Source organism: Enterobacter sp. MF024 (assembly GCF_005843915.1).
Lineage (GTDB): Bacteria > Pseudomonadota > Gammaproteobacteria > Enterobacterales > Enterobacteriaceae > Enterobacter > Enterobacter barmai.
In genome coordinates, this window is sequence record NZ_VCBB01000018.1 from 74,354 (window position 1) to 99,024 (window position 24,671).

The following is a 24,671-nucleotide window of genomic DNA, read 5'->3' on the forward strand; positions in this document are numbered from 1 at the left end:
GGAGACGACTTATGGCTTATCAATCGCAAGACATTATTCGTCGTTCCGCGACTAACGGTCTTACCCCCGCGCCTCAGGCGCGGGACCACCAGCAGGAAGTGGCGAAGCTTATCGACGTGACCACCTGTATCGGCTGTAAAGCCTGTCAGGTGGCCTGTTCGGAGTGGAACGATCTGCGTGATGAAGTGGGTCACAACGTCGGGGTTTACGATAACCCTGCCGATCTGACCGCCAAATCCTGGACGGTAATGCGCTTCTCGGAAGTGGAGCAGAACGACAAACTGGAATGGCTGATCCGCAAGGATGGCTGTATGCACTGCGCCGATCCGGGCTGCCTGAAGGCCTGTCCGTCTGAAGGCGCTATCATTCAGTATGCCAACGGTATCGTCGACTTCCAGTCTGAGCAGTGCATTGGCTGCGGCTACTGCATCGCCGGCTGTCCGTTTGACGTGCCGCGACTGAACCCGGAAGACAACCGCGTCTACAAATGTACGCTGTGCGTCGACCGCGTGAACGTCGGCCAGGAGCCGGCCTGCGTGAAGACCTGCCCAACCGGCGCTATCCACTTTGGCTCCAAAGAGGATATGAAAACGCTGGCGGGCGAGCGCGTAGCCGAGCTGAAAACCCGTGGTTACGACAACGCAGGCCTGTACGATCCGGCCGGTGTTGGCGGTACGCACGTGATGTACGTGCTGCACCACGCCGACAAGCCGAATCTCTATCACGGCCTGCCGGAGAACCCGGAAATCAGCGCCACGGTTAAATTCTGGAAAGGCATCTGGAAACCCCTGGCCGCCGTAGGCTTTGCGGCAACCTTCGCTGCCAGCATCTTCCACTATGTCGGTGTCGGTCCGAACCGTGCAGACGAGGATGAAGACAACCTGCATGAAGAGAAAGACGAGGTGCGCAAATGAAAAGACGTGACACCATCGTGCGCTACACGGCGCCGGAACGTATCAACCACTGGGTCACCGCCTTCTGCTTCATGCTGGCGGCGATAAGCGGGCTGGGGTTCTTCTTCCCCTCCTTCAACTGGTTGATGCAGATCCTGGGTACGCCGCAGCTGGCGCGCATCCTGCACCCGTTCGTCGGGGTGGTGATGTTCGCTTCATTCATCATCATGTTTTTCCGCTACTGGCACCACAACCTAATCAATCGGGATGATATCTTTTGGGCGAAGAATATTCGTAAGATCGTCGTCAACGAGGAAGTGGGTGATACCGGACGCTATAACTTCGGCCAGAAATGCGTATTCTGGGCGGCGATTATCTTCCTGGTACTGCTGCTGGTGAGTGGCGTGATCATCTGGCGTCCGTATTTCGCACCTGCTTTCTCAATCCCGGTGATCCGATTTGCGTTAATGCTGCATTCATTTGCAGCAGTGGCGTTGATTGTGGTTATCATGGTGCATATTTACGCCGCCCTCTGGGTGAAAGGCACCATTACCGCGATGGTGGAAGGCTGGGTAACTAAGACGTGGGCGAAGAAACATCACCCACGCTGGTACCGGGAAGTCCGCCAGAAACAGGAAAAGCCATCTGAATGAGTATTCGCATAATCCCGCAAGATGAGCTGGGTTCGAGCGAGAAACGCACGGCGGAAGTGATTCCGCCGTTACTGTTCCCCAGACTTAAAAACCTCTACAACCGCCGCGCGGAACGCCTGCGCGAGCTGGCTGAGAGCAACCCACTCGGCGACTATCTGCGCTTTGCGGCGCTGATCGCCCACGTCCAGGAAGTGGTGCTGTACGACCATCCGCTGCAGATGGACCTGACCGCGCGCATCAAAGAGGCGAACGCCCAGGGCAAACCGCCGCTGGATATCCACGTTCTGCCGCGCGATAAGCACTGGCACAAGTTGCTGCACTCCCTGATTGCCGAGCTGAAGCCAGAGATGAGCGGCCCGGCGCTGGCGGTGATCGAGAACCTCGAAAAAGCCTCTGAGCAGGAGCTGGAGCTGATGGCGAGCGCGCTGTTTGCCTCCGATTTTGCCTCCGTCAGCAGCGACAAGGCCCCGTTCATCTGGGCGGCGCTGTCGCTCTACTGGGCGCAAATGGCCAGCCTGATCCCAGGGAAAGCCCGTGCCGAATACGGTGAAGCGCGCCAGTTCTGCCCGGTGTGCGGTTCGATGCCGGTGTCGAGCATGGTGCAAATCGGTACTACTCAGGGCCTGCGCTATCTGCACTGCAACCTGTGTGAAACCGAGTGGCACGTGGTGCGCATCAAATGCAGCAACTGCGAGCAGACCCGCGACCTGCACTACTGGTCGCTGGAAAACGAGCAGTCTGCGGTGAAAGCCGAAAGCTGCGGCGATTGCGGCACCTACCTGAAGATTCTGTATCAGGAGAAAGACCCGAAGGTGGAGGCCGTCGCCGACGATCTCGCCACGCTGATTCTGGACGCAAAAATGGAGCAGGAAGGCTTTGCCCGCAGCTCTATCAACCCGTTCCTGTTCCCGGGTGAAGGGGAGTAATTTCCTGTAATCGTGCCGGGCGGCGCAGGCTTGCCCGGCCTACAGCTGATAAGGCGAAACGACCCCTGCTATCCCGGCGAAATCTTTTGTATTTCGTGAGATTAATGGGCAATTTCTGCTTTGAGCTGTAGCCAGAATGATGGCATCCGGCAGTTTCATTCCATGCTCACCACTCATCACGCAGTTTACGCTCGTACTCAAGCCCACCTTCTTGCTCATTACCCCAAAGACCCAGCGCATCACGAATAACTGAAGAACTTTGCTGGTCGAGATACTGCTCTATTGCTTCTCGTAGCAACTCAGCGCGAGGCTGGTTTCGCAGTTGTTTGAGGTTATCGAGTCGCTGAATGACGTTATCCGACAAATCGATCAGTATTCTGCCCATTTCAAGTTTCGCCAATAGAGTCATATATCATCCCAGCATCTCGTCAACGGTTAATTTTCAGGCAAAATACACGTTATTAATTTGTGGTTAAAGCGAATTATTGAGGCAGCGCGCGCTTTTGCGAGCCGCTTTCCAGATTTAAATCCCCACCAAAATCCTCTGTTTTCATCTGCATAAAACCAGGCTATAAAACTGTTTATTCATACAGGTAAAGGAAAGCACTCATGGCACTGGAAAAAGGTATTGATCAACTGGTTCAGGAGTTTATCGCCGCAGGGAAACCCTCTTCGCGTAGCCAGAGTATTGATGACCGGAGAGCAGGCTACGTTGCCAGTACGGTGCTTGCCGGGGAGAGTGAAACTCGTGTTCAGGCAACAACGCAGGAGCTCGACGGAATCACTTTTCGCATTTTTTCGCCGCTCAACGCACCTGAAAGGCTGCCCGCCATTATCTATTATCACGGCGGGTGTTTTGTCAGTAAGGGGAATAAATTAAGAATAACCATAATGACGATAAAGTAATTAAAGTTTGCACCGCCAAAATCTGCACAGCAGAATAAATCGCCCAAAGCAATGTGATAAAGGAAGAATAATCATCACATTCCCCTCCCACCATTATTGTTAATTATCTAACTTCTTTGATTAATGGATTATATCAATGAATAAATTTTCTCTGGCGATTTTACTGACAGCCTCCCTCACCAGCAGTATGGCACTGGCAAATAATCACACTTTTTCTGTTGGTTTTGCGCACAGCGAAGTGCACGGCTTTGACAACCTGAACGGCGTAAATGCCCAGTACCGCTATGAATTCGGCTCACCATTTAGCCTGCTTGGCTCGTTCTCCTGGATGAAAGCGCACGCTAAGCAGGCATATTTAACGGGCAGCGATATTGTTCATAATGATATAGATCTGAATTATTACTCTTTGCTGGCAGGCCCGGCATATCGTTTAAATGATTACGTCTCTTTCTATGCCGTTGGCGGCACAGCCTGGGTGAAGGCAACCGGAAATACTCGCTGGATGACTTACGGTAATAATGAAGTGAACCATAACGGTATTTCTGAAAAATCAGCGTCTTTTGCGTGGGGCGTCGGAATGGTAATGAACCCGTTCAACGCGCTCTCTATTAATCTCGGCTATGAAGGCACGAAAGCAAATCTGGATCGCAACAAAGCAATAAATGGTTTCAACGTCGGCATGGGCTACCGTTTTTAAACCAGCGGGCTGGCTTTAAACGAGAGTTACCCGTTTCACCTGGGTAACTCTCAACGCTGGATATTACTCTTCCTCGTTCCCGCCCTCTTCATAGGCGCCAAACGGCTTTGCGGGCAGCACGATATAGGTTCCTTCAAACACCGCGCCTGAGGTCTCGTCGCCAAACAACTCCACCAGCATCTGCACGCGGGCTTTGCGACCGCGCGCCAGGCGATCGAGATCGCCGCTCAGCGAGCCTAAATCGGCCACGGCACTCGGTTTGCCGGTGATGGGACGACTGTAGCGGATATGGGCGTCGGCCAGAATGATGGTGCCGCCAAGGTGGCGCTCACGCAGCATCAGCCAGATAAGCCCCCAGCCTGTAAGCGTGGCCAGCGAGAACAGGCTGCCGGCAAACAGCGTGTGGTGCGGATTCTGGTTGCCGATTTCCGGCATGGTGGTGATAAATTTTTGCCCGGTGTATTGCTGAATACGCACCCCCATCTTCTCACTCAGGGGAATGTGCTGATACCAGGCCTGCTGCAGCTGACCGCACCAGTCGGCGCGATGGAGAATATCATCCAGCGAGGCAATGGGTTTGATCATCAAAAAGTGACGAATCGGGGTGGTTTGCGGCGCGGTGATTTCGCCCTGATTAATGAAACCCAGCTTGGCAAAAAACTCCACCGCGTCTTCGCGCGCGCTACAGGTGACGCGCTTCACGCCCTCCTGACGCGCCACGGACTCCAGCGTCATCGCCATCAGCGTGCCGAGACCTTTATCCTGCACGGAAGGGTGCACCGCCATAAAGCGGATAGAGGCTTCATTATCGGCATTGATATACAGCCGTCCTACGGCGACAAGGTTGCCCTCTTCATCCATCACCATCTGGTGATGCGCCATGGCGTCCCAGGCGTCGCGTTCCGACCCTTTCGGCTGATGTAATGGCTTACGCAGCATCTCCCAGCGGAACTGGTAGTAAAGCGCTAACTCTTCTTCTGTTTGCGGTACTCGAAGGTGATACATAGCTGTACTCTCTCTGGTTACCCGCGGCCATACCGTCAGCTCACTCATATCTGGAGCCAGAAAGTGACAGGGCCATCATTGACCAGCGAAACCTGCATATCTGCAGCGAATCGTCCGGTCTGTGTATGCATCTCTTGCTGGCGGCAACGCCCGACAAAATAGTCATAAAGCGCTTCTGCCCGATCCGGCGCAGCCCCTTTAGAGAAGCCCGGGCGCATGCCGCGCTCGGTATCGGCTGCCAGCGTAAACTGTGACACCACCAGCACGCTGCCACCCGCCTGCTGGACGTTAAGGTTCATTTTGCCATCCGCATCGCTGAAGATGCGGTAACCCAACACGCGCTCGCACAGGCGGTTGGCTTTTTGCTCGTCGTCATCCCTTTCGACACCCAACAGGACTAAAAGTCCCGGACCAATTTCGCCCGTCACGTCCCCCTCCACGGTGACGCTGGCACGGGTTACGCGCTGAATCAATGCAATCATGGTTGGTCTGCTTCTCGTTGTTTTTCGGCTTCTGCTGCTTTTTTTAGCTCGCGGTATACCCCGAGAGTGACAGTAATTTCCGCGCCAAGCAAGACGATACACCAGGTCCAGTATACCCAGACGAATAAAATGGGGATCACCGCCAGCACGCCATAAATCAGCTGATAGGAGGGGAACATGGTGATGTAAAGCGCGAACCCTTTCTTGCCCAGTTCAAACAGCAGAGCGGCAACCAGCGCCCCTGTCATCGCATCCCGGTTAGGCACGCGCGTCGTCGGAACAATGCTGTAAAGCAGCCAGAAAGAGAGCCACGAGAGGAGAAGCGGGAAGATACGCAGCACATCGTCAATCACGCTGTTGAGTTCGCTGGCCCAGCGTAACGAGAGCAGATAGGAGCTGATCGCCAGGCTGGCCCCGGCCAGCAGCGGCCCCAGGGTCAGGATCATCCAGTAAACCGCAAACGAATACACTTTCGGACGCGCGCGGGTGCTGCGCCAGATAGTATTCAGCGCACTGTCAATGGCATACATCAGCAGCAGCGCGGTGACGATAAGCCCGCAGGCACCTACCGCCGTCATCTTGCTGGAGTTAGCAACAAACTGCTCAATGTAATTCTGGATGACATCACCGGTTGCCGGCATGAAATTAGCAAACACAAAATGCCGCAGCTGCAGGCTGACATCAGAAAACATCGGAAAGGCGGCAAAAAGGGCAAAGATGACAGCCACCAGCGGCACAAGGGAGAGCAGCGACACGTAGGCAAGATTGCCTGCCAGCGTCGTCATGTTGTCCTCGTCGATGCGGTGCCAGAGAAGTTTTAGCCACGCACGAAACGGCCTGGTGTGGTGGCTTGCTTTTTGATGAACGTTTTTTAGCATAACTGCTTCGCAAAGTAGTCGGGTATCGTCTGTTTTCCGGTCACCAGAATTGACGTGATACCCAACTGGTTAGCTCCCTCTATATTATCGACGTTATCGTCAAAAAAGACGGCATCCCCGGCAGAGAATCCTTCAGCCTGTAGAACGGCCTGGTAGATGCGCGCTTCCGGCTTACGCATTCCCATCTCCTGGGAGAGATAGATCTTGTCTGCCGCCGCTTTCACTTCGGGATACTCTTCCGGCCAGAAGGTAGTGTGCAGGCGATTGGTATTGGAGAGCACCACCACCCGATGCCCCTGCTCGCGCAGTTTGTGCATGATGGCAATCACGTCAGGGCGGATACCGACAAAGATAGCCTGCCAGCCGTGGGAAAATTGTTCGTAACTGAGCGAAAGCTCCATCTCCTGACAGAGCTTTTCGGCAAAGACTTCATCGGTTATTTCACCGCGCTCATGCTGATGGAAAGCCTCGCCCATGGTAAAACTTTGCTTTAGCGTGGCCAGCGGAACGCGGCTGAAATTACTCCATGCACCCAGCACACGATTGAAGTCGATATCGACGATTACGTTTCCTAAATCAAAGATATAGAGCATGTATTTCTCCTTTTCGCCGTGAAAAGTAACTGTAGCGGGAAAGAAGATGTTTGGCTATGAGGCGCGGAGCACCCCTGAAAAGAAAAAACCCCGCCAGAAGGCGGGGTTTCAGAGGACGGAGAGAAGAAAATTAATCTTCTTTCGGACCGCGCATTGCGCGTTTACGATCGTTCTCAGTCAGGTGACGTTTACGGATACGGATAGACTGTGGAGTCACTTCTACCAGTTCGTCGTCATCGATGAATTCCAGAGCCTGTTCCAGAGTCATCTTAACCGGTGGAACCAGAACCGTTGCTTCGTCAGTACCGGACGCACGCATGTTGGTCAGTTTCTTACCGGTCAGGCAGTTTACAGTCAGGTCGTTAGAACGGCTGTGAATACCGATGATCTGGCCTTCATAAACTTCTGCACCGTGACCCAGGAACAGCTTACCGCGATCCTGCAGGCTGAACAGGGCGAACGCAACTGCTTTACCCTGACCGTTGGAGATCAGAACGCCGTTGTTACGCTGGCCAACTTCGCCCGGACGAACGTCGTCGTAGTGGCTGAAGGTGGAGTACAGCAGACCAGTACCGGAAGTCATGGTCATGAACTCTGAACGGAAGCCGATCAGACCACGGCTTGGGATCACGTAGTCGAGACGTACGCGGCCTTTGCCATCTGGATTCATGTTTTTCAGGTCGCCTTTACGCTCACCCAGTGCCTGCATTACAGAACCCTGGTGCTGCTCTTCGACGTCCAGCGTTACGTTTTCGAACGGCTCTTGTTTACGGCCGTCGATTTCGCGGAAGATAACTTTCGGACGGGAAACCGCCATCTCGAAACCTTCACGACGCATGTTTTCGATCAGAACTGACAGGTGCAGCTCACCACGACCGGAAACACGGAATGCGTCAGCATCCGGCGTTTCTTCAACACGCAGCGCAACGTTGTGCACCAGCTCTTTGTTCAGGCGGTCAAGGATCTGACGGGAGGTAACGAACTTACCTTCTTTACCACAGAACGGAGAGGTGTTGACGTTGAAGAACATGGATACGGTTGGTTCATCAACGGACAGGGCCGGCAGCGCTTCGACGTTCTGCGGATCGCAGATGGTGTCGGAGATGTTCAGCTCACCCAGACCGGTGATGGCGATGATGTCGCCCGCTTCAGCGATGTCGCTATCGATACGCTCCAGACCCAGGTGAGTCAGAACTTTACCGACTTTACCGTTACGGGTTTTGCCTTCGCTATCGATGATAGTAACCTGCTGGTTAGGCTTCACTTTACCGCGCTTGATACGACCAATGCCGATTACACCAACGTAGTTGTTGTAGTCGAGCTGAGAGATCTGCATCTGCAGGGTACCGTCGAGATCGACGTTTGGCGCAGGAACACGGTCAACAATCGCCTGGTACAGCGGGGTCATGTCTTCAGCCATGTCTTCGTGGTCCAGACCTGCGATACCGTTCAGCGCAGAAGCGTAAACGATCGGGAAGTCCAGCTGTTCGTCGGTGGCGTCCAGGTTTACGAACAGGTCGAAGACCTGATCAACAACCCAGTCAGGACGCGCGCCAGGGCGGTCAACTTTGTTGATAACCACGATTGGCTTCAGACCATGGGCAAATGCCTTTTTGGTTACGAAGCGCGTCTGCGGCATTGGGCCATCCATTGCGTCAACGACCAGCAGCACGGAATCGACCATGGACATTACACGTTCAACTTCACCACCGAAGTCGGCGTGCCCCGGGGTATCAACGATGTTGATACGGTAGTCATTCCATTTGATAGCGGTGTTTTTAGCGAGGATGGTAATCCCACGCTCTTTCTCCAAATCGTTGGAGTCCATCACGCGTTCTTGAGTTTCGGCACGCGCATCGAACGTACCGGATTGCTGCAGCAGCTTATCAACCAGGGTAGTTTTACCATGGTCAACGTGCGCGATGATGGCGATATTACGCAGATTTTCGATCACAACTTTGCCTCAGGCATTTAGAAATAGCGCGTTATTGTACACGGATTAATCGCACTACAAAACAGGATCACAAACATCCCCCGCAAACAAGTATCGCAGAGATGCTTTGTGATCGCTTTCACGGAGCGGTAAAGGGGCACTTTAACGTAAATTGCACCAATATGGTGCTCAATGTTCACATTGAAGCACTATACTGGTGCAACAAAACCATCCTGGTGCAGCCCTTTTGCACTATGGTGCGCATGATAACGCCTTTTTGGGGTGTTTTAAAAGTTGGCACAGATTTCGCTTAGTAAAAATACGGCAACAAAAGGCAACATCGCCTGCCTTACACAGAATTTGAAGACCTCGTTACCACGACGACAATGACCAATCTGGAGAGTTAAGTATGTCCGCTGAACACGTTTTGACGATGCTGAACGAACATGAAGTGAAGTTTGTTGATCTGCGCTTCACCGATACCAAAGGTAAAGAACAGCACGTCACTATTCCTGCTCATCAGGTGAATGCCGAATTCTTTGAAGAAGGCAAAATGTTTGACGGCTCCTCGATTGGTGGCTGGAAAGGTATCAACGAATCCGACATGGTACTGATGCCTGACGCATCTACCGCGCTCATTGACCCGTTCTTCGAAGAGTCTACCCTTATCATCCGTTGCGACATCCTCGAGCCAGGCACCCTGCAGGGCTACGACCGCGACCCACGCTCCATCGCTAAACGCGCTGAAGAGTACCTGCGCTCCACCGGCATCGCAGACACCGTTCTGTTCGGGCCAGAGCCAGAGTTCTTCCTGTTCGACGACATCCGTTTTGGTGCGACCACGTCCGGTTCCCACGTTGCTATCGATGATATCGAAGGCGCATGGAACTCCTCCACCAAATACGAAGGCGGTAACAAAGGTCACCGTCCAGCAGTCAAAGGCGGTTACTTCCCGGTTCCACCGGTTGACTCTTCACAGGACATCCGTTCTACCATGTGTCTAATCATGGAAGAGATGGGCCTGGTTGTTGAAGCGCACCACCATGAAGTTGCAACTGCTGGCCAGAACGAAATCGCCACCCGTTTCAACACCATGACCAAAAAAGCGGACGAAATTCAGATCTACAAATACGTTGTTCACAACGTTGCGCACCGCTTCGGTAAAACCGCGACCTTCATGCCAAAACCAATGTTTGGCGACAACGGTTCAGGTATGCACTGCCACATGTCCCTGTCCAAGAACGGGACTAACCTGTTCGCTGGTGACAAGTATGCGGGTCTGTCCGAGCAGGCTCTGCACTACATTGGCGGCGTAATCAAACACGCTAAAGCGATCAACGCCCTGGCGAACCCAACCACTAACTCCTACAAGCGTCTGGTCCCAGGCTACGAAGCTCCAGTTATGCTGGCGTACTCTGCCCGTAACCGTTCTGCTTCTATCCGTATTCCAGTGGTTGCTTCTCCGAAAGCGCGTCGTATCGAAGTGCGCTTCCCGGACCCGGCAGCTAACCCATACCTGTGCTTCGCAGCGCTGCTGATGGCTGGTCTTGACGGTATCAAGAACAAGATCCACCCGGGCGAAGCAATGGACAAAAACCTGTACGACCTGCCGCCAGAAGAAGCGAAAGAGATCCCACAGGTTGCAGGTTCTCTGGAAGAAGCCCTGCTGGAGCTGGACAAAGACCGTGAGTTCCTGACTGCAGGCGGCGTGTTCACTGACGAAGCGATCGACGCTTACATCGCCCTGCGTATGGAAGAGAACGACCGCGTTCGCATGACTCCGCACCCGGTTGAGTTCGAACTGTACTACAGCGTCTAATCATTAATCCCTGTCGCGCGGCCTTTTTCCGCGCGAGATTAATAGCCGTTTTTTTTGTTGCCGTGGAAACTTTTCAGCCCATCTTCGGATGGGCTTTTTTCACCGTCAACAAGCTGATCTCACGCGCTTTTTACCGCGGAAACGCTATACTGCACTAAAATGGTGCAAACGACTCCAGGAGACTGCTGAATGGCAACTGGCACGCTGCCCGATGCTGGGCAGATCCTCAATTCTCTCATCAACAGCATATTACTGGTCGACGACGAGCTGGCGGTGCATTACGCCAATCCCGCGGCCCAGCAGTTGCTGGCGCAAAGCTCGCGCAAACTGTTTGGCGCGCCGCTGCCCGAGCTGTTGAGTTATTTTTCCCTGAACATCGGCCTGATGCAGGAGAGCCTGCAGGCAGGACAGGGCTTTACCGATAACGAAGTTACGCTGGTGATCGACGGGCGCTCGCATATTCTGTCCCTGACCGCGCAGCGGCTGCCGGAAGGGCTGATTCTGCTGGAAATGGCGCCCATGGATAACCAGCGCCGCCTGAGCCAGGAGCAGCTTCAGCATGCCCAGCAGATTGCGGCCCGCGATCTGGTGCGTGGCCTCGCCCATGAGATTAAAAATCCACTTGGCGGCCTGCGCGGTGCGGCACAGCTGCTCACCAAAGCCCTACCCGACCCGGCGCTGGCGGAATACACCAACGTTATTATTGAGCAGGCCGATCGCCTGCGTAACCTGGTGGATCGCCTGTTAGGGCCACAGCAGCCCGGCATGCATGTTACCGAAAGCATTCACAAAGTGGCCGAGCGCGTCGTGAAGCTGGTGTCGATGGAGTTGCCGGACAACGTCAGGCTGATTCGCGATTACGATCCCAGCCTGCCGGAACTGCCGCACGATCCCGACCAGATTGAGCAGGTATTGCTGAATATCGTGCGCAATGCCCTGCAGGCATTAGGCGTGGAAGGCGGAGAAATTATTCTGCGCACCCGCACCGCGTTCCAGCTGACGCTGCACGGCACGCGCTACCGCCTGGCGGCACGTATCGACGTTGAAGATAACGGTCCGGGCATCCCTTCCCATTTACAGGACACGCTGTTTTACCCGATGGTCAGCGGCCGTGAAGGCGGGACCGGGCTTGGCTTATCGATTGCCCGTAATTTGATAGATCAGCATTCCGGCAAAATTGAATTTACCAGTTGGCCGGGTCATACCGAGTTTTCGGTTTACCTGCCAATCAGGAAATAGAGGGTTAGGTTATGCAACGAGGGATAGTCTGGGTAGTTGATGACGATAGCTCCATCCGCTGGGTGCTCGAACGGGCGCTTACCGGAGCAGGTTTAAGCTGCACTGCGTTTGAAAGTGGCGCTGAGGTGCTTGATGCCCTCACCACCAAAACCCCGGATGTGCTGCTGTCCGATATCCGTATGCCGGGGATGGACGGGCTGGCGCTGTTAAAACAGATCAAGCAGCGCCATCCGATGCTTCCGGTCATCATAATGACCGCCCACTCCGATCTGGATGCGGCCGTCAGCGCCTATCAGCAGGGTGCGTTCGATTATCTGCCAAAACCGTTCGATATTGACGAAGCGGTGGCGCTGGTTGAGCGCGCCATTAGCCACTATCAGGAGCAGCAGCAGCCGCGCAATGCCCCGGTTTTCGGCCCCACCACCGACATCATTGGCGAAGCGCCGGCAATGCAGGATGTGTTTCGCATCATTGGCCGCCTGTCGCGCTCGTCCATCAGCGTATTGATCAACGGTGAGTCGGGTACCGGTAAGGAGCTGGTCGCGCATGCCCTGCATCGCCACAGTCCGCGTGCCAAAGCCCCGTTTATCGCCCTGAATATGGCGGCGATCCCCAAGGATTTGATTGAGTCCGAACTGTTCGGCCATGAAAAAGGCGCCTTTACCGGGGCCAATACCATCCGTCAGGGTCGCTTTGAGCAGGCCGACGGCGGGACGCTGTTCCTGGATGAGATTGGGGATATGCCCCTCGACGTCCAGACACGTCTGCTGCGCGTGCTGGCGGACGGACAGTTTTACCGCGTGGGCGGCTATGCGCCGGTTAAAGTGGATGTGCGCATTATTGCCGCCACCCACCAGAACCTCGAACTGCGCGTCCAGGAGGGGAAATTCCGTGAAGATTTATTCCACCGCCTGAACGTCATTCGCGTTCATCTCCCGCCGCTGCGCGAGCGTCGTGAAGATATTCCGCGTCTGGCGCGCCATTTCCTGCAGGATGCCGCCCGCGAACTGGGTGTCGAAGCCAAACTGCTGCACCCGGAAACCGAAGCGGCGCTGACGCGTCTGGCCTGGCCGGGGAACGTGCGTCAGCTGGAGAATACCTGTCGCTGGCTGACGGTGATGGCCGCCGGTCAGGAAGTGTTGATTCAGGATCTCCCGCCAGAGCTTTTCGAAACCCATGTTCCGGAAAGCAGCACCGGGCAGAGCCTGCCCGACAGCTGGGCGACGCTGCTGGCGCAATGGGCCGATCGCGCCCTGCGTTCCGGTCATCAAAACCTGCTCTCCGAGGCGCAGCCCGAGATGGAACGCACGCTGCTTACCACCGCGCTGCGCCATACTCAGGGCCATAAACAAGAGGCAGCACGCCTGCTTGGCTGGGGTCGCAATACCCTGACGCGTAAGTTAAAAGAGCTGGGGATGGAGTGATGCTCTCTTGCAGTGTAAAGAGAGTTAATCAAACGCAAGCTGGTGTTATTTTGCGCTTTACTGTTCCGATGCGTTAAGTATGATCTCGCCCGGGAAAACGGGGGGATCATCATGCTGGAATCAATCATGAATATGTTGTCTGGCGCAGCAGTCGAAAGCCATACGCCGCAAACAGCCGTTGCCGCAGTATTGTGTGCGGCGCTGGTTGGATTGTTTAGTTAGATGCTTCGCTTACCCGGCCTGCATTTCGCGCTTTTGTAGGCCGGGTAAGGCGAAGCCGCCACCCGGCAGTACGGCTTAAATCACGCGCGAGAACTGCTGCATACGGGCTTTCTGCCGCAGATAGGCGTCAAAGCACATACAGATATTACGAATCAACAGACGTCCTTTCGGCGTCACCTCAATCGCACTCTCCGTCACATCCACCAGCCCGTCTTTCGCCAGCGGCGCCAGCAGCTTCATGTCTTCCACAAAGTAATCGGTAAAGTTGAGATCCCACTGCGCTTCGACCGCGCTGAAGTCGAGACGGAAGTTGCAGATCAGCGCTTTGATCACGTCCCGGCGAATGCAGTCGTCGCGGGTTAACGCGATGCCGCGCCACAGGGCGTTGCCGGTCGCATCCACCTGCTGGTAGTAGAGCTTCAGCTCTTTCTGGTTTTGCGCATAGCAGTCGCCAATCATACTGATGGCCGAGACGCCCATCCCCAGCAGATCCGTATCGCCCTGAGTGGTATAACCCTGGAAGTTGCGGTGCAGGACACCTTCGCGCTGGGCAATGGCCAGTTCGTCATCCGGACGGGCGAAGTGATCCATACCGATAAACTGGTAGCCGGTCTGGGTCAACGAGGTGATGGTTTCCTGCAGGATATCCAGCTTTTGCTGGGCGGAAGGCAGGTCGGCATCCTTGATTTTGCGTTGGGCAGCAAACAGCGTCGGCAGATGCGCATAGTTAAACACGCTCAGGCGATCCGGATTCAGCTCCGCCACGCGCCTCAGCGTAAAGGCAAAGCTCTCAGGCGTCTGCTTCGGCAGGCCATAAATCAGGTCAATATTGGTGGAGGTGAAGCCAATCTCCCGAGCATGATTCAACAGGGCAAAGATAAACTCTTCATCCTGCTCGCGGTTGACCAGGCGCTGGACCTCTTTGTTAAAGTCCTGCACGCCCATACTCAGGCGGTTAAAACCTTCGGCACGCAGATGATCGAGCACATCCAGCTCGATTTCGCGCGGGTCCACTTCGATAGAGATCTCAGCATCCGCATTGAAACGGAAGTTATCCCGCAGCAGGGTCATCAGGCGGCTGATTTGCGCTTTATTCAGATAGGTTGGCGTACCGCCGCCCCAGTGCAGTTGGCTGACATGACGGCCGGCAAACTGCGGCGCACGATGCAGGATCTCCTGTTCAAGCGCATCCAGATATTGGTCCGCCTTATGCTGCTGACGGGTCACAATTTTATTGCAGCCACAGAAATAGCAGAGCTTGTGACAGAACGGGATATGAACGTACAGAGAAAGCGGACGGTCAGGATAACGCGCCACGGCCTGCTGAAATTGGCTATCACCGAAGGCGTCGGAAAACTCCAGCGCAGTGGGATAAGAGGTATAACGCGGCCCGGAATAGTTATATTTCTGGATGAGGGCCAGATCCCAGTCGATGGTTGGTACAGACATGCTCACTCCTTCCGTTGGTGTCGCGTTCGTATACGGCGGCCCGTTCTGACCCCTGTGCGGGCCACGAATCGGGTGCGCAGCCACTTCTGTCGCCGCGACAACCGCCGTAGTTTAACGAATAACCACACCAGATAACATATAACCGGAAGGGTTATAAGCAGGACGAGTGAGCCTGCCGGGTGCAAATGTTAGTTTCCACCTTTCAGCAGGCGCATCATATCTTCCTGTTTTTCTTCTTCTTCATCTTCGTCTTCATCATCATAGGAGAGACCCAACTGTTGCATCAGTTCATCGATACGATCCAGTTTGGCATCAACCCATGATTGCTCTTCAGCATTCAGGGCTTCGCCCTCTTCAAGACGTTCCAGCAGCGCGTCCAGGCGCTCATCGTTCTCCAGCATATCCAGCTCGGCCTGCGGTGAAAGCATAGGTTTCTCGCTCTTCGGTTTGTGCTGCCTGGTGACCGGGGCATCGGTCACGCCTAATGGAACAGGTGTTTTACTGCCGATACGCGGGTCTTTCTGCTGTTTGTTCTTCGCAGACGCGCCCGAAGCACCGCCACTCGCGCGGCTACCCGCAGCATGACCACGATGCTTTTTATCGCGTTTGCGATCGCGCGCTTCCTGATTCAGTTCTTCGCGCGTTTTGCGGCGTGCTTTTGCAGGACGTTTAGCGCCTGCAGCGGAGGTCGGTTTTTTCATGTTGTTTTGTCTTTAAGTCGTTTTCTTCAGTATAGAATTGCGGCGAAATCTAGCAGAAAGCAAGCAAAGAAAAAAGGCGACAGAGCAATCTGTCGCCTTTTTTCCTGACTCATAACCCATTACGGGTCTGACAATCCCTGTTTGCTTACAACTCACCCTGTTTGTCCGTTAGCAGGTACCGTCCGTGATATGTTCCGTTTCCCTTTAAAACGCCTCCAGGCGTACGTCTTCCTGACTGTCCTGTGTCTTCGCCTCCTGGCGCTCCTGACCCTCATCCTTGAGTCCGGTTCCTGTCGGCATCCTCGCCGTTGAGCGCTACTTTACCGTTTCCAGCTGTACGCACAAGCCACAAAGGCCGTTTATCCACGACTTTCAGACTAAGACTAAACGTTAATAGATTGATTTTAATGGTTTTGAAATTTTAGAGCTCTGCGATTTTTCTTAAATCTCCCATAGTTCAAATGGCAGATCTCTCACAAAGCCAGGGGTTTTTACTTACAGCCGTATTGCCGATGGGAAAAGCCTTTTCTCTCTGTTCAGGTATAATCCCCCCAACGTTACGAATTTCTGGAGACAACCACGTGACCAACCTGAATTATCACCAGACGCATTTTGTTCTTAGTGCGCCTGATATTCGCCATTTACCCGCCGATACGGGTCTCGAAGTGGCATTTGCTGGCCGGTCTAACGCGGGGAAATCCAGCGCTCTGAATACCCTGACCAATCAGAAAAGCCTGGCCCGTATCTCTAAAACGCCTGGCCGTACCCAGCTAATCAACCTGTTCGAAGTCGCGCCGGGCAAGCGCCTGGTGGACCTGCCAGGTTACGGCTATGCAGAAGTTCCGGAAGAGATGAAGCTCAAGTGGCAGCGCGCCCTGGGTGAATATCTGGAAAAACGCCTGTGCCTGAAGGGCCTGGTTGTCCTGATGGATATTCGTCATCCGCTTAAAGATCTCGATCAGCAGATGATCTACTGGGCCGTCGAAAGCGGGATCCAGGTGCTGGTGTTGCTCACCAAAGCCGACAAGCTGGCCAGCGGCGCGCGTAAAGCGCAGGTAAACATGGTGCGCGAAGCGGTTCTGGCGTTTAACGGTGACATCCAGGTCGAAGCGTTTTCTTCGCTGAAGAAGCAGGGCGTGGATAAACTGCGTGAGAAACTGGATACGTGGTATAGCGAACTGGAACCCGCTACAGAAGGGGATCAGTAAAGATGAGCGCGGCGATGTCCGCGCTTTTTTTTGCGCTGTTATTTTCTTTGCCGCAATAAAAAACGCCCCAGTCATTACTGACTGGGGCGGCTAAAATATTCAGCCAAATCCGATTACGTGAAGTAAAAGGTCTGAAAGATAGAACATCTTACCTCTGTACCCTACGTGAATAACTCTACCCTTTTTTAGACTACAGACAAAGCACTTTTTGTAGTTTTTTTTCATTCTTTACATAGGGAATTCTAATGATCATCACAAAACGTTCATGGATATGTTGCTTACTTACAGAAACAGTTGATATGCCATAAACACTTAGTGAGCTTGATCCCAGTTTTCTCCGTGACCCACTTCCACCAGCAACGGCACGTCCAGTTTCACGCTGTTCTCCATCAATTCGTGGATCTTTTTCGACACGGATTCCAGATCGTCTTTATGCACTTCGAACACCAGTTCATCGTGAACCTGCATGATCATCCGCACCCGCGGCTGCTCTTTCTCCAGCCAGGCGTCAACAGCGATCATTGCACGTTTAATGATGTCCGCAGCCGTTCCCTGCATTGGGGCGTTGATTGCAGCACGCTCAGCGCCGGCACGTCGGGCAGCATTGCTGGATTTGATGTCCGGCAGATAGAGGCGACGCCCTTCCAGGGTCTCGACATAGCCTTTTTCTTTCGCCTGAGCACGCGTATTTTCCATATATTGCAGAACGCCCGGATATCGCTCGAAATAGAGATCCATATACTTCTGCGACTCTTTACGCGGAATGTTGAGCTGGCGGGAGAGACCAAAGGCGCTCATGCCGTAGATCAGACCAAAGTTGATCGCTTTAGCACTGCGACGCTGTTCCCCGGTAACGCTCTCCAGCGACATACCAAATACTTCCGCCGCCGTTGCCCGGTGAATGTCCTGCCCTTCAGCAAAGGCGGTCAACAGGCCTTTATCCCGGGACAGGTGCGCCATGATGCGCAGTTCAATCTGTGAATAGTCAGCAGAGACAATGATGTAATCCTCTGGCGCAATAAACGCCTGACGAATACGACGCCCTTCTTCATTACGCACCGGAATGTTTTGCAGGTTAGGATCGGTTGAGGACAAGCGCCCGGTAGCCGCCACGGCCTGATGATAAGAAGTATGCACGCGACCCGTTTTCGGGTTGATCATCAGCGGCAGCTTATCGGTGTAGGTCGATTTCAGCTTTGCCAGGCCACGGTACTGAAGGATCACTTTTGGCAGCGGATAGTCCAGCGCCAGTTCCTCAAGCACCTCTTCTGAGGTGGACGGCGCGCCGCCAGGGGTTTTCTTCAGCGGCTTGATACCCTGCTTTTCAAACAGGATGGTCTGCAGTTGTTTGGTGGACGAGAGGTTGAACGGCTCGCCGGCAATCTCATGCGCTTTTTGCTCCAGCTCGTTCAGGCGCAGGGCGATCTCCTCCGAGTGCTTATGCAATACAGCCGGATCGATCTTAACGCCGTTGCGCTCGATGCGGGACAGCACCGGCACCAGCGGCATCTCGATATTCTGGAACACGTTCAGCGGCCCGGCGTCTTTTTCGAGCTTAGGCCACATCTTCAAATGCAGTTGCAGGGTGACATCGGCATCTTCCGCAGCATAGTGTCCGGCCTCTTCCAGCGCGATTTGGTTAAAAGTCAGCTGATTCTTGCCCTTACCCGCGATCTGTTCAAAGGTAACGGTTTTATGCTTTAGCCAGCGGTCAGAGAGCGAATCCATATCGTGACGACCGGCTACGCTGTCGAGGATATAAGACTCCAGCATGGTATCGAACGCAATACCGCGCAGCTCGATGCCGTAGTTTTGCAGGATACCGCGATCGAACTTCAGGTTTTGCCCCACCTTCAGCACTTTTTCGTCTTCAAGGATTGGCTTGAGGAGTTCGAGCACGCGCTCACGCGTGAGCTGCACAGGTGCGTCGAGATAGTCGTGAGCCACCGGCACATAGGCGGCGACGCCAGGTTCTGTGGCAAATGAGAGGCCCACCATATTGGCGGAGACGTTATCGAGGCTATCGGTTTCGGTATCAAAGGCAAATACCGGCGCCTGCTTCAGTCTTTCAATCCAGCCCTGTAGCTGTGCTTCATCAAGGACGGTTTCGTAATGCTCGGAAGAGAGAATGCTGGCGGCTTCTTCTACCGCATCTTCTGCATCAATCACCAGGGTCTCTTTTGGCTTCGCCGCCGGTTTAGCCCCTTTTGCCTGCAGCCATTTCCCCGCTTCAACATCGGTGATCCAGCGTTTGAACTCGTATTGCTTAAACAAGCCCAGCAGCTCTTCGGCAGCAGGTTGCTGCACTTCAAGCTGATCGCAGGTCAATTCCAGTTCGACGTCCGTTTTGATGGTTGCCAGCTGATAGGAGAGGTATGCCACCTCTTTGTTCTGCTCAAGCTTCGCGGCCATGGTTTTTGCACCGCGGAAGGTCAACCCGGCAATTTTATCCTGCTCGCTGTAAAGCGTATCCAGCCCGCCCAGCCCCTGTAGCAGCGCCTGAGCCGTCTTCTCACCCACGCCCGGCACGCCAGGAATGTTATCGGAGGAGTCGCCCATCAATGCGAGGAAATCGATGATCAGTTCTGGCGGCACGCCATACTTCGCCACCACCTCTTCCGGTCCAAGAATGGTGTTGGTCATGGTATTAATCAGGGTGATCCCCGGCGTGACCAGCTGCGCCATGTCTTTATCGCCAGTACTGATCAGTACCGGACGGCCCAGCTTTTCGGCTTCTCGCGCCAGCGTACCGATAACGTCGTCAGCCTCTACGCCCGTGACGGCCATTAAAGGCAGCCCCATCGCTTTTACCATCTTATGCAAGGGTTCAATCTGCGCGCGCAGATCGTCCGGCATCGGCGGACGATGGGATTTGTAATGCTCGAACAGCTCATCCCGGAAAGTTTTGCCTTTCGCATCGAAGACTACGGCAGCATGGCTCGGCTGATACTGCATGATCAGACTACGCAGCATATTCAGCACGCCATACATTGCGCCCGTAGGCTCTCCTGCGCTGTTAGTCAGCGGAGGAAACGCATGATACGCCCGGTAGAGGTAAGACGAACCGTCGACGAGAATAAGCGGATTTTCGGGGATCTGAACCATAATGTCCGTGCCTTTAAGGAATTTATGGATAAAGGATGCCACAGAAGGATGAAAACATCAGTTTTTCACGGTCAATACAGCCAAAGATTTTGTGATCCTCAGGATCGCTCGCAAATCAAATCTGTGGATAAGTTTGTGAATACTTTCTAACACCTGGATTAATTGTGCTGAAAGTAGATCGTTCATCTAAATATTATTATTAATAATCAGATAATTATCATTCGATCTCGATCTCATATTTTCGGTTGATGACAATTTACTCCATGTGGATATAAGCCACGCCATTTTGGCGACACAGGATTTTTCTCCACAACGCGTGCAAATCATTCGTCCCGCCAAGTTAAAGCGCCATCATTTGGCAGTTTTCTGGTAAAATCAGCGCCCGGTGTCTGTTTATCAGGCGCTTACCATAGCTAACTACCTGAAAACATTCATCATGCCTAGACTGCTGGCTGCGATCATACTCCTGTTAAGCATCGCATTAACTATTCTGGTCACCATTGCCTGTTCTGTGCCGATCATCATCGCCGGAATAATTAAACTGCTTTTACCCATTCCCGTCGTCTGGCGTGCTGTATCTGCATTCTGCAACTTTATGATGTACTGCTGGTGTGAAGGCCTGGCGGTACTGCTCCGCCTTAACCCGCATCTGAAATGGGACGTTCAGGGTCTGGATGGTCTCAACAAGAAAAACTGGTATTTGCTCATCTGCAACCACCACAGCTGGGCCGATATCGTGGTGTTATGCGTGCTGTTCCGCAAACATATTCCGATGAACAAGTATTTCCTCAAGCAGCAGCTTGCCTGGGTACCCTTTATTGGCCTGGCCTGTTGGGCGCTGGATATGCCTTTCATGAAGCGCTACTCCCGCAGCTATCTGATTCGCCATCCTGAACGCCGCGGCAAAGATGTTGAAACAACCCGTCGCTCTTGCGAGAAGTTTCGCGCGCACCCCACCACCATCGTCAATTTTGTTGAAGGCTCTCGCTTTACCGAAGAGAAAAAGCAGCAGACCCGCTCATCCTATAGCAACCTCCTGCCACCAAAAGCGGCCGGCATCGCCATGGCGCTGAACGTACTGGGTCAACAGTTCGATAAATTACTGGACGTGACGCTGTGTTATCCGGAAAACGATAAGACCCCATTTTACGATATGCTCAGCGGTAAGTTAACGCGGATCGTGGTGCGTATTAATCTGGTGCCAGTGGCGGAAGAGTTACATGGGGATTATGTTAACGATAAGAACTTTAAGCGACGTTTCCAGCTCTGGCTGAATACGCTATGGACGGAAAAAGACGCGCTAATCACCAGGATTAAAGCCCAATACAACAACGCCGGTCATTGACCGGCGTTTTCTTTATTACTTCTTCTCAACCAGATATTTCACGGTGTCAGCATACTGCTGCACGAAGATGTCCATGCTGCTGGTATCCATACCCTGCATATTCAGCTGGTATTTACCGTTAACGTACATAGCTGGAACACCACGCAGTTGCAGATCGGCTGCCGCTTTTTCCTGCTGCGCGACCAGAGATTTCACCACAAAGCTATTCCAGGCTGCATCGTATTCTTCACCCTTCACGCCCGCATCGACGAATACTTTACGGATATCGGCAGTGGTTTGTACGGCCTGAGTTTTCTGCACGGCTTCAAACATTGGCGCAGTGATTTTGTCTTCCACACCCAGGGCCATCGCTACCGCCCACGCCTGCGTTAAGTCTTTACCCAGCGGGCCAAGGAACTCAACGTGATACTTGGTCATTTTGGTGCCTTCTGGCAGCTTTTTCTTCACGTTATCGGAAACATGAAGAACCTGCTCGAACTCATAGCAGTGCGGGCAATAGAATGAGAAGAACTCGAGAACCTGAGGTTCTCCGGCAACAGGTTTGTCGAGGGTAATGTACTGCTTACCATCGGTGAACTGTGCAGCCGAAGCGCTAAATGCCAGAATCATACCTGCCAGCGCCAGCCATATTTTTTTCATGATCAACTCTCTCCTGGATGTGTTCGATTAATACATTGGCGTTAATTGCAAAGGGGGTTCCTGCAGAACCTTTACCTGTTCAATAAATGTGGATATCTGGTTACGCCAGTAATCTTCCCCGGTAAGCCACGGGAAGTTTCTGGGGAACGCGGGGTCGTCCCAACGCCTGATTAACCATGCAAGATAATAAACAAAACGCATGGCGCGTAAAGGTTCGATTAATGCAATTTCGTCTGAATTAAAGGGGCTGAACTCTTCATAAGCTTCGATAATCGTCTCAAGCTGCATCCGCTGCTCGGCTTTATCGCCATTCAGCAGCATCCAGAGATCCTGAATAGCAGGTCCCATTCTCGCATCATCGAGATCGACAAATAATGGCCCGTCACGCCAGAGGATATTTCCGGCATGGCAATCGCCGTGCAGGCGCAGCGTTTTGACGTTGTTATCCCAGCGCGCGATAACGGCATTAATTAAGCCGTCCGTCGCGGCAAGAAAATCAGCTTTCAGACCTGAAGGGATAAGCGAGGATGTTTCAAATACCTGACACGGTTCGAGGAGATATTCCTGTATCCCGATGGTGGGGCGTGAGGTAAAGGCGCTTTTCTTTCCCGTCTGGTGAATGCGCCCTAAATAACGGGCAACCCATTCCATCTGATCGATATTATCGGCTTCAAATTGTCGGCCACCGAGGCTTGGGAATACAGAAAAATAAAATCCCTGGTGCGACAGCAGCGTCTGGTCATTGAATTTAATGGGCGCAGCAACGGGAACATCATCGGCGACCATGTCGAGCGCGAACTGATGCTCTTCCTGAATCTGATCGGCTGACCAGCGCTGCGGGCGATAAAATTTCACGACGAAGCGCTGACGATCCTCATCCTGAAACTGGTAGACGCGGTTTTCATAGCTGTTTAATGGGGTCAGACCTGAGTCCACCCGGATGCCCTGCTCAAACAGAGCATCCATAATGGTATCCGGGTGTAAGGTCTGGAAAGTAAAGGCCTGGTCGTTCATCCGATCATCCGGAAATTATACGAATGATTCAGGATATCATTTAACGGCGATTACGGTGGCGCCTCTTACAAGCTTTTACTCTTTAATTACGCCACGCGCGCGCAGCAGGGCCGTTTTGAAATCCTCTTCATAATCTTTCTGAATACCGGGGATCACGGCATCTTTGCCGGAATCGCGCATTTTCAGGTGATAGATCAGGATGTCATCAGAAAGGTCGGCCAGTTCACCCTCGTAGCCTGACTCCTGCGCCAGTTTCTGTAAGAATTGCACCAGGTTAAGTTCTGGCTCTTTTTGCCAGGCTGGCTGGAGAAGTTCGATAACTTCATTCAGACGTTTACATTTCATGGTAATACTCCTTTCATTTAGAGTGACACGTTATCAGGGTCAATCCCACAAGAAAAGAGGCGATATTCGTGAGCCAGATAAGCACGATCACCGGTGTGGTTTTAGCCGGCGGCAAGGCGTCCCGTATGGGCGGAGTTGATAAAGGTCTGCAGGAGTTGAGCGGCATACCGTTATGGCAGCACGTTGCACAGAGGTTGAGTAAACAAGTCAGCACGCTTGCCGTCAGTGCTAACAAAAACCTCGCCGTTTATCAGGCAAGTGGATATCCCGTCTATCCCGATTTGCTGGCAGATTTCCCCGGGCCGCTGGCTGGCATGCTTTCCGTTATGCAGCAGTGTGACGCGGAGTGGTTTCTGTTTTGCCCCTGCGATACGCCGTTCATTCCTGATTATCTGGCTGAACGCTTTGTTCAACAGAGGGAAGCGGCAGCCGTTGTCTGGGCGCATGACGGCGAGCGCGATCATCCAACCATCGCGCTAATGCACCGTAGGCTGATGCCAGAATTACAGAACTACCTGGCTGCGGGAGAGCGTCGGGTGATGGTCTTCATGCGGCAGGCTGGCGGACATCCTGTCGATTTTAGCGAGATGAAACAGGCATTTATTAATATAAATACCCTCAAACAGATAGACACTATGCAGAGGCACCAATGATACCTGTTTTAGCGATCGCCGCCTGGAGCGGTACGGGTAAAACCACCCTTCTAAAAGCCATTATCCCGGCACTTTGTGCCAGGGGCGTGCGTCCGGGGCTTATCAAACATACCCACCACAATATGGATGTCGATATTCCCGGTAAAGACAGTTATGAACTACGCAAAGCTGGCGCGGCACAAACTATTGTCGCCAGCAGTCAGCGTTGGGCATTAATGACCGAGACGCCGGATGAAAGGGACGTTGATCTTCCTTATCTCATTAGCCGGATGGATCATTCGACGCTGGATCTGGTTCTGGTTGAAGGTTTTAAGCATGAGCCCGTGGCAAAGATCCTGCTGTTTCGCAGCGATACAGGGCATGACATTAATGAATTAACGCTTGATGAACATGTTATCGCGGTAGCCAGCGACATTTCACTGTCGCTTCAGGTACCGGTATTAGATATCAATGATGTGGAGGGCGTTGTCGATTTCATTCAACAATGGATGAGGTCTTTCCAGGCCGGGTAAGGCGGAGCCGCCACCCGGCTTTTCCGCGCA

General features: G+C 53.3%; 24 protein-coding genes and 2 pseudogenes. 13 read left to right on the forward strand and 13 right to left on the reverse strand.

The genetic code is table 11. The annotated features are described in order from the left end of the window. The first annotated feature begins 11 nt into the window (after positions 1–11). From fdxH to fdhE, 3 genes are read left to right on the forward strand one after another with little or no spacing between them, the layout of a single operon-like run. On the forward strand, positions 12–914 hold the full coding sequence (gene fdxH, locus FFB58_RS20905; RefSeq protein WP_039032172.1) for a formate dehydrogenase subunit beta: 903 nt from the start codon (positions 12–14) through the stop codon (positions 912–914). Further along, positions 911–1,546, forward strand: coding sequence for a formate dehydrogenase cytochrome b556 subunit (gene fdoI / locus FFB58_RS20910; protein ID WP_039032173.1), 636 nt, complete (start codon positions 911–913; stop codon positions 1,544–1,546). The genes fdxH and fdoI overlap by 4 nt, the downstream gene beginning before the upstream one ends. After that, positions 1,543–2,472: a formate dehydrogenase accessory protein FdhE gene (fdhE, locus tag FFB58_RS20915; protein WP_138370909.1), complete on the forward strand. Its 930-nt coding sequence runs from the start codon at positions 1,543–1,545 to the stop codon at positions 2,470–2,472. Before fdoI ends, fdhE begins: the two co-directional genes overlap by 4 nt. Before the next feature lie 39 nt (positions 2,473–2,511). On the opposite strand, the pseudogene FFB58_RS23105 reads toward fdhE, so the two are convergent. Further along, positions 2,512–2,640, reverse strand: a pseudogene (locus tag FFB58_RS23105) (PIN domain-containing protein); the annotation flags it as partial. Further along, positions 2,639–2,881, reverse strand: a complete 243-nt coding sequence (locus tag FFB58_RS20925; RefSeq protein ID WP_138370910.1) for a ribbon-helix-helix domain-containing protein — start codon at positions 2,879–2,881, stop codon at positions 2,639–2,641. The gene FFB58_RS20925 and the pseudogene FFB58_RS23105, both read right to left, overlap by 2 nt. A gap of 200 nt (positions 2,882–3,081) precedes the next feature. Here FFB58_RS20925 and FFB58_RS20930 point away from each other — a divergent pair. Further along, positions 3,082–3,342, forward strand: a pseudogene (locus FFB58_RS20930) (alpha/beta hydrolase); the annotation flags it as partial. A 172-nt stretch (positions 3,343–3,514) separates the two neighbouring features. Then, positions 3,515–4,075 (forward strand): Ail/Lom family outer membrane beta-barrel protein, encoded by a 561-nt coding sequence (locus FFB58_RS20935; protein ID WP_039032177.1) that lies wholly within the window; start codon positions 3,515–3,517, stop codon positions 4,073–4,075. 63 nt (positions 4,076–4,138) lie between these two features. Here the strand turns inward: FFB58_RS20935 and fabY are convergent, their stop codons facing one another. The 5 genes from fabY to typA form a co-directional block, all read right to left on the reverse strand. Next, on the reverse strand, positions 4,139–5,080 hold the full coding sequence (gene fabY, locus FFB58_RS20940; protein WP_039032178.1) for a fatty acid biosynthesis protein FabY: 942 nt from the start codon (positions 5,078–5,080) through the stop codon (positions 4,139–4,141). 44 nt (positions 5,081–5,124) lie between these two features. Further along, complete coding sequence (gene dtd, locus FFB58_RS20945; RefSeq protein WP_138370912.1) at positions 5,125–5,562, reverse strand: D-aminoacyl-tRNA deacylase; 438 nt, start codon at positions 5,560–5,562, stop codon at positions 5,125–5,127. Then, on the reverse strand, positions 5,559–6,440 hold the full coding sequence (locus FFB58_RS20950) for a virulence factor BrkB family protein (protein WP_039032180.1): 882 nt from the start codon (positions 6,438–6,440) through the stop codon (positions 5,559–5,561). The genes dtd and FFB58_RS20950 overlap by 4 nt, the downstream gene beginning before the upstream one ends. Continuing rightward, entirely contained in the window at positions 6,434–7,033 is a 600-nt protein-coding gene (gene yihX / locus FFB58_RS20955; protein WP_039032181.1) for a glucose-1-phosphatase, read from the reverse strand. Before yihX ends, FFB58_RS20950 begins: the two co-directional genes overlap by 7 nt. A gap of 130 nt (positions 7,034–7,163) precedes the next feature. After that, positions 7,164–8,987 carry a ribosome-dependent GTPase TypA gene (typA, locus tag FFB58_RS20960; protein ID WP_039032182.1) on the reverse strand — a complete coding sequence of 608 codons (1,824 nt, stop codon included), beginning with the start codon at positions 8,985–8,987 and terminating at the stop codon, positions 7,164–7,166. 388 nt (positions 8,988–9,375) lie between these two features. Here typA and glnA point away from each other — a divergent pair, with 388 nt between their 5' ends. The 4 genes from glnA to FFB58_RS20980 all read left to right on the forward strand — a co-directional run bounded on the left by glnA (position 9,376) and on the right by FFB58_RS20980 (position 13,670). Then, positions 9,376–10,785, forward strand: coding sequence for a glutamate--ammonia ligase (gene glnA / locus FFB58_RS20965; RefSeq protein ID WP_039032183.1), 1,410 nt, complete (start codon positions 9,376–9,378; stop codon positions 10,783–10,785). Positions 10,786–10,974: 189 nt separating this feature from the next. Continuing rightward, entirely contained in the window at positions 10,975–12,024 is a 1,050-nt protein-coding gene (gene glnL, locus FFB58_RS20970; protein WP_039032184.1) for a nitrogen regulation protein NR(II), read from the forward strand. 11 nt (positions 12,025–12,035) lie between these two features. Further along, positions 12,036–13,448, forward strand: coding sequence for a nitrogen regulation protein NR(I) (gene glnG / locus FFB58_RS20975; RefSeq protein WP_039032185.1), 1,413 nt, complete (start codon positions 12,036–12,038; stop codon positions 13,446–13,448). Between the two features lie 111 nt (positions 13,449–13,559). Continuing rightward, positions 13,560–13,670: a YshB family small membrane protein gene (locus FFB58_RS20980; RefSeq protein WP_138370913.1), complete on the forward strand. Its 111-nt coding sequence runs from the start codon at positions 13,560–13,562 to the stop codon at positions 13,668–13,670. Between the two features lie 75 nt (positions 13,671–13,745). On the opposite strand, the gene hemN is transcribed toward FFB58_RS20980, so the two are convergent. Together hemN and yihI are read right to left on the reverse strand one after the other, a co-directional pair. Further along, a complete protein-coding gene (hemN, locus tag FFB58_RS20985; RefSeq protein ID WP_138370914.1) occupies positions 13,746–15,119 on the reverse strand; it encodes an oxygen-independent coproporphyrinogen III oxidase in 1,374 nt (457 codons plus the stop codon). A 188-nt stretch (positions 15,120–15,307) separates the two neighbouring features. Further along, positions 15,308–15,820, reverse strand: a complete 513-nt coding sequence (gene yihI, locus FFB58_RS20995) for a Der GTPase-activating protein YihI (protein WP_039032187.1) — start codon at positions 15,818–15,820, stop codon at positions 15,308–15,310. Between the two features lie 581 nt (positions 15,821–16,401). On the opposite strand from yihI, the gene yihA reads away from it, so the two are divergent. Beyond that, on the forward strand, positions 16,402–17,028 hold the full coding sequence (yihA, locus tag FFB58_RS21000) for a ribosome biogenesis GTP-binding protein YihA/YsxC (protein ID WP_039032188.1): 627 nt from the start codon (positions 16,402–16,404) through the stop codon (positions 17,026–17,028). 312 nt (positions 17,029–17,340) lie between these two features. Here yihA and polA read toward each other — a convergent pair whose 3' ends face one another. Then, a complete protein-coding gene (polA, locus tag FFB58_RS21005; protein ID WP_138370915.1) occupies positions 17,341–20,133 on the reverse strand; it encodes a DNA polymerase I in 2,793 nt (930 codons plus the stop codon). Between the two features lie 436 nt (positions 20,134–20,569). Between polA and FFB58_RS21010 the strand changes: the two genes are divergently transcribed. After that, positions 20,570–21,478: an acyltransferase gene (locus FFB58_RS21010; RefSeq protein WP_039032190.1), complete on the forward strand. Its 909-nt coding sequence runs from the start codon at positions 20,570–20,572 to the stop codon at positions 21,476–21,478. Positions 21,479–21,493: 15 nt separating this feature from the next. Here the strand turns inward: FFB58_RS21010 and dsbA are convergent, their stop codons facing one another. From dsbA to FFB58_RS21025, 3 genes are all read right to left on the reverse strand, one after another. Continuing rightward, the gene (gene dsbA, locus FFB58_RS21015) at positions 21,494–22,117 is read right to left on the reverse strand and encodes a thiol:disulfide interchange protein DsbA (RefSeq protein WP_039032191.1); all 624 of its coding nucleotides are present in this window, start codon (positions 22,115–22,117) and stop codon (positions 21,494–21,496) included. A 27-nt stretch (positions 22,118–22,144) separates the two neighbouring features. Beyond that, positions 22,145–23,131 (reverse strand): serine/threonine protein kinase, encoded by a 987-nt coding sequence (locus tag FFB58_RS21020; RefSeq protein ID WP_138370916.1) that lies wholly within the window; start codon positions 23,129–23,131, stop codon positions 22,145–22,147. 75 nt (positions 23,132–23,206) lie between these two features. Next, complete coding sequence (locus FFB58_RS21025) at positions 23,207–23,476, reverse strand: YihD family protein (RefSeq protein WP_039032193.1); 270 nt, start codon at positions 23,474–23,476, stop codon at positions 23,207–23,209. Between the two features lie 68 nt (positions 23,477–23,544). Between FFB58_RS21025 and mobA the strand changes: the two genes are divergently transcribed. Both mobA and mobB read left to right on the forward strand, forming a co-directional pair. Next, the gene (gene mobA / locus FFB58_RS21030; RefSeq protein ID WP_138370917.1) at positions 23,545–24,129 is read left to right on the forward strand and encodes a molybdenum cofactor guanylyltransferase MobA; all 585 of its coding nucleotides are present in this window, start codon (positions 23,545–23,547) and stop codon (positions 24,127–24,129) included. Beyond that, positions 24,126–24,641 carry a molybdopterin-guanine dinucleotide biosynthesis protein MobB gene (gene mobB / locus FFB58_RS21035; RefSeq protein ID WP_138370918.1) on the forward strand — a complete coding sequence of 172 codons (516 nt, stop codon included), beginning with the start codon at positions 24,126–24,128 and terminating at the stop codon, positions 24,639–24,641. Before mobA ends, mobB begins: the two co-directional genes overlap by 4 nt. The last annotated feature ends 30 nt before the right edge of the window (positions 24,642–24,671 follow it).

Bases quoted from the DNA above. Each gene is read 5' to 3' on its own strand.
- fdxH (WP_039032172.1), top strand. From the start codon at position 12: ATGGCTTATCAATCGCAAGACATTATTCGTCGTTCCGCGACTAACGGT.
- fdoI (WP_039032173.1), top strand. From the start codon at position 911: ATGAAAAGACGTGACACCATCGTGCGCTACACGGCGCCGGAACGTATC.
- fdhE (WP_138370909.1), top strand. From the start codon at position 1,543: ATGAGTATTCGCATAATCCCGCAAGATGAGCTGGGTTCGAGCGAGAAA.
- FFB58_RS20925 (WP_138370910.1), bottom strand. From the start codon at position 2,881: ATGACTCTATTGGCGAAACTTGAAATGGGCAGAATACTGATCGATTTG.
- FFB58_RS20935 (WP_039032177.1), top strand. From the start codon at position 3,515: ATGAATAAATTTTCTCTGGCGATTTTACTGACAGCCTCCCTCACCAGC.
- fabY (WP_039032178.1), bottom strand. From the start codon at position 5,080: ATGTATCACCTTCGAGTACCGCAAACAGAAGAAGAGTTAGCGCTTTAC.
- dtd (WP_138370912.1), bottom strand. From the start codon at position 5,562: ATGATTGCATTGATTCAGCGCGTAACCCGTGCCAGCGTCACCGTGGAG.
- FFB58_RS20950 (WP_039032180.1), bottom strand. From the start codon at position 6,440: ATGCTAAAAAACGTTCATCAAAAAGCAAGCCACCACACCAGGCCGTTT.
- yihX (WP_039032181.1), bottom strand. From the start codon at position 7,033: ATGCTCTATATCTTTGATTTAGGAAACGTAATCGTCGATATCGACTTC.
- glnA (WP_039032183.1), top strand. From the start codon at position 9,376: ATGTCCGCTGAACACGTTTTGACGATGCTGAACGAACATGAAGTGAAG.
- glnL (WP_039032184.1), top strand. From the start codon at position 10,975: ATGGCAACTGGCACGCTGCCCGATGCTGGGCAGATCCTCAATTCTCTC.
- glnG (WP_039032185.1), top strand. From the start codon at position 12,036: ATGCAACGAGGGATAGTCTGGGTAGTTGATGACGATAGCTCCATCCGC.
- FFB58_RS20980 (WP_138370913.1), top strand. From the start codon at position 13,560: ATGCTGGAATCAATCATGAATATGTTGTCTGGCGCAGCAGTCGAAAGC.
- hemN (WP_138370914.1), bottom strand. From the start codon at position 15,119: ATGTCTGTACCAACCATCGACTGGGATCTGGCCCTCATCCAGAAATAT.
- yihI (WP_039032187.1), bottom strand. From the start codon at position 15,820: ATGAAAAAACCGACCTCCGCTGCAGGCGCTAAACGTCCTGCAAAAGCA.
- polA (WP_138370915.1), bottom strand. From the start codon at position 20,133: ATGGTTCAGATCCCCGAAAATCCGCTTATTCTCGTCGACGGTTCGTCT.
- FFB58_RS21010 (WP_039032190.1), top strand. From the start codon at position 20,570: ATGCCTAGACTGCTGGCTGCGATCATACTCCTGTTAAGCATCGCATTA.
- dsbA (WP_039032191.1), bottom strand. From the start codon at position 22,117: ATGAAAAAAATATGGCTGGCGCTGGCAGGTATGATTCTGGCATTTAGC.
- FFB58_RS21020 (WP_138370916.1), bottom strand. From the start codon at position 23,131: ATGAACGACCAGGCCTTTACTTTCCAGACCTTACACCCGGATACCATT.
- FFB58_RS21025 (WP_039032193.1), bottom strand. From the start codon at position 23,476: ATGAAATGTAAACGTCTGAATGAAGTTATCGAACTTCTCCAGCCAGCC.
- mobB (WP_138370918.1), top strand. From the start codon at position 24,126: ATGATACCTGTTTTAGCGATCGCCGCCTGGAGCGGTACGGGTAAAACC.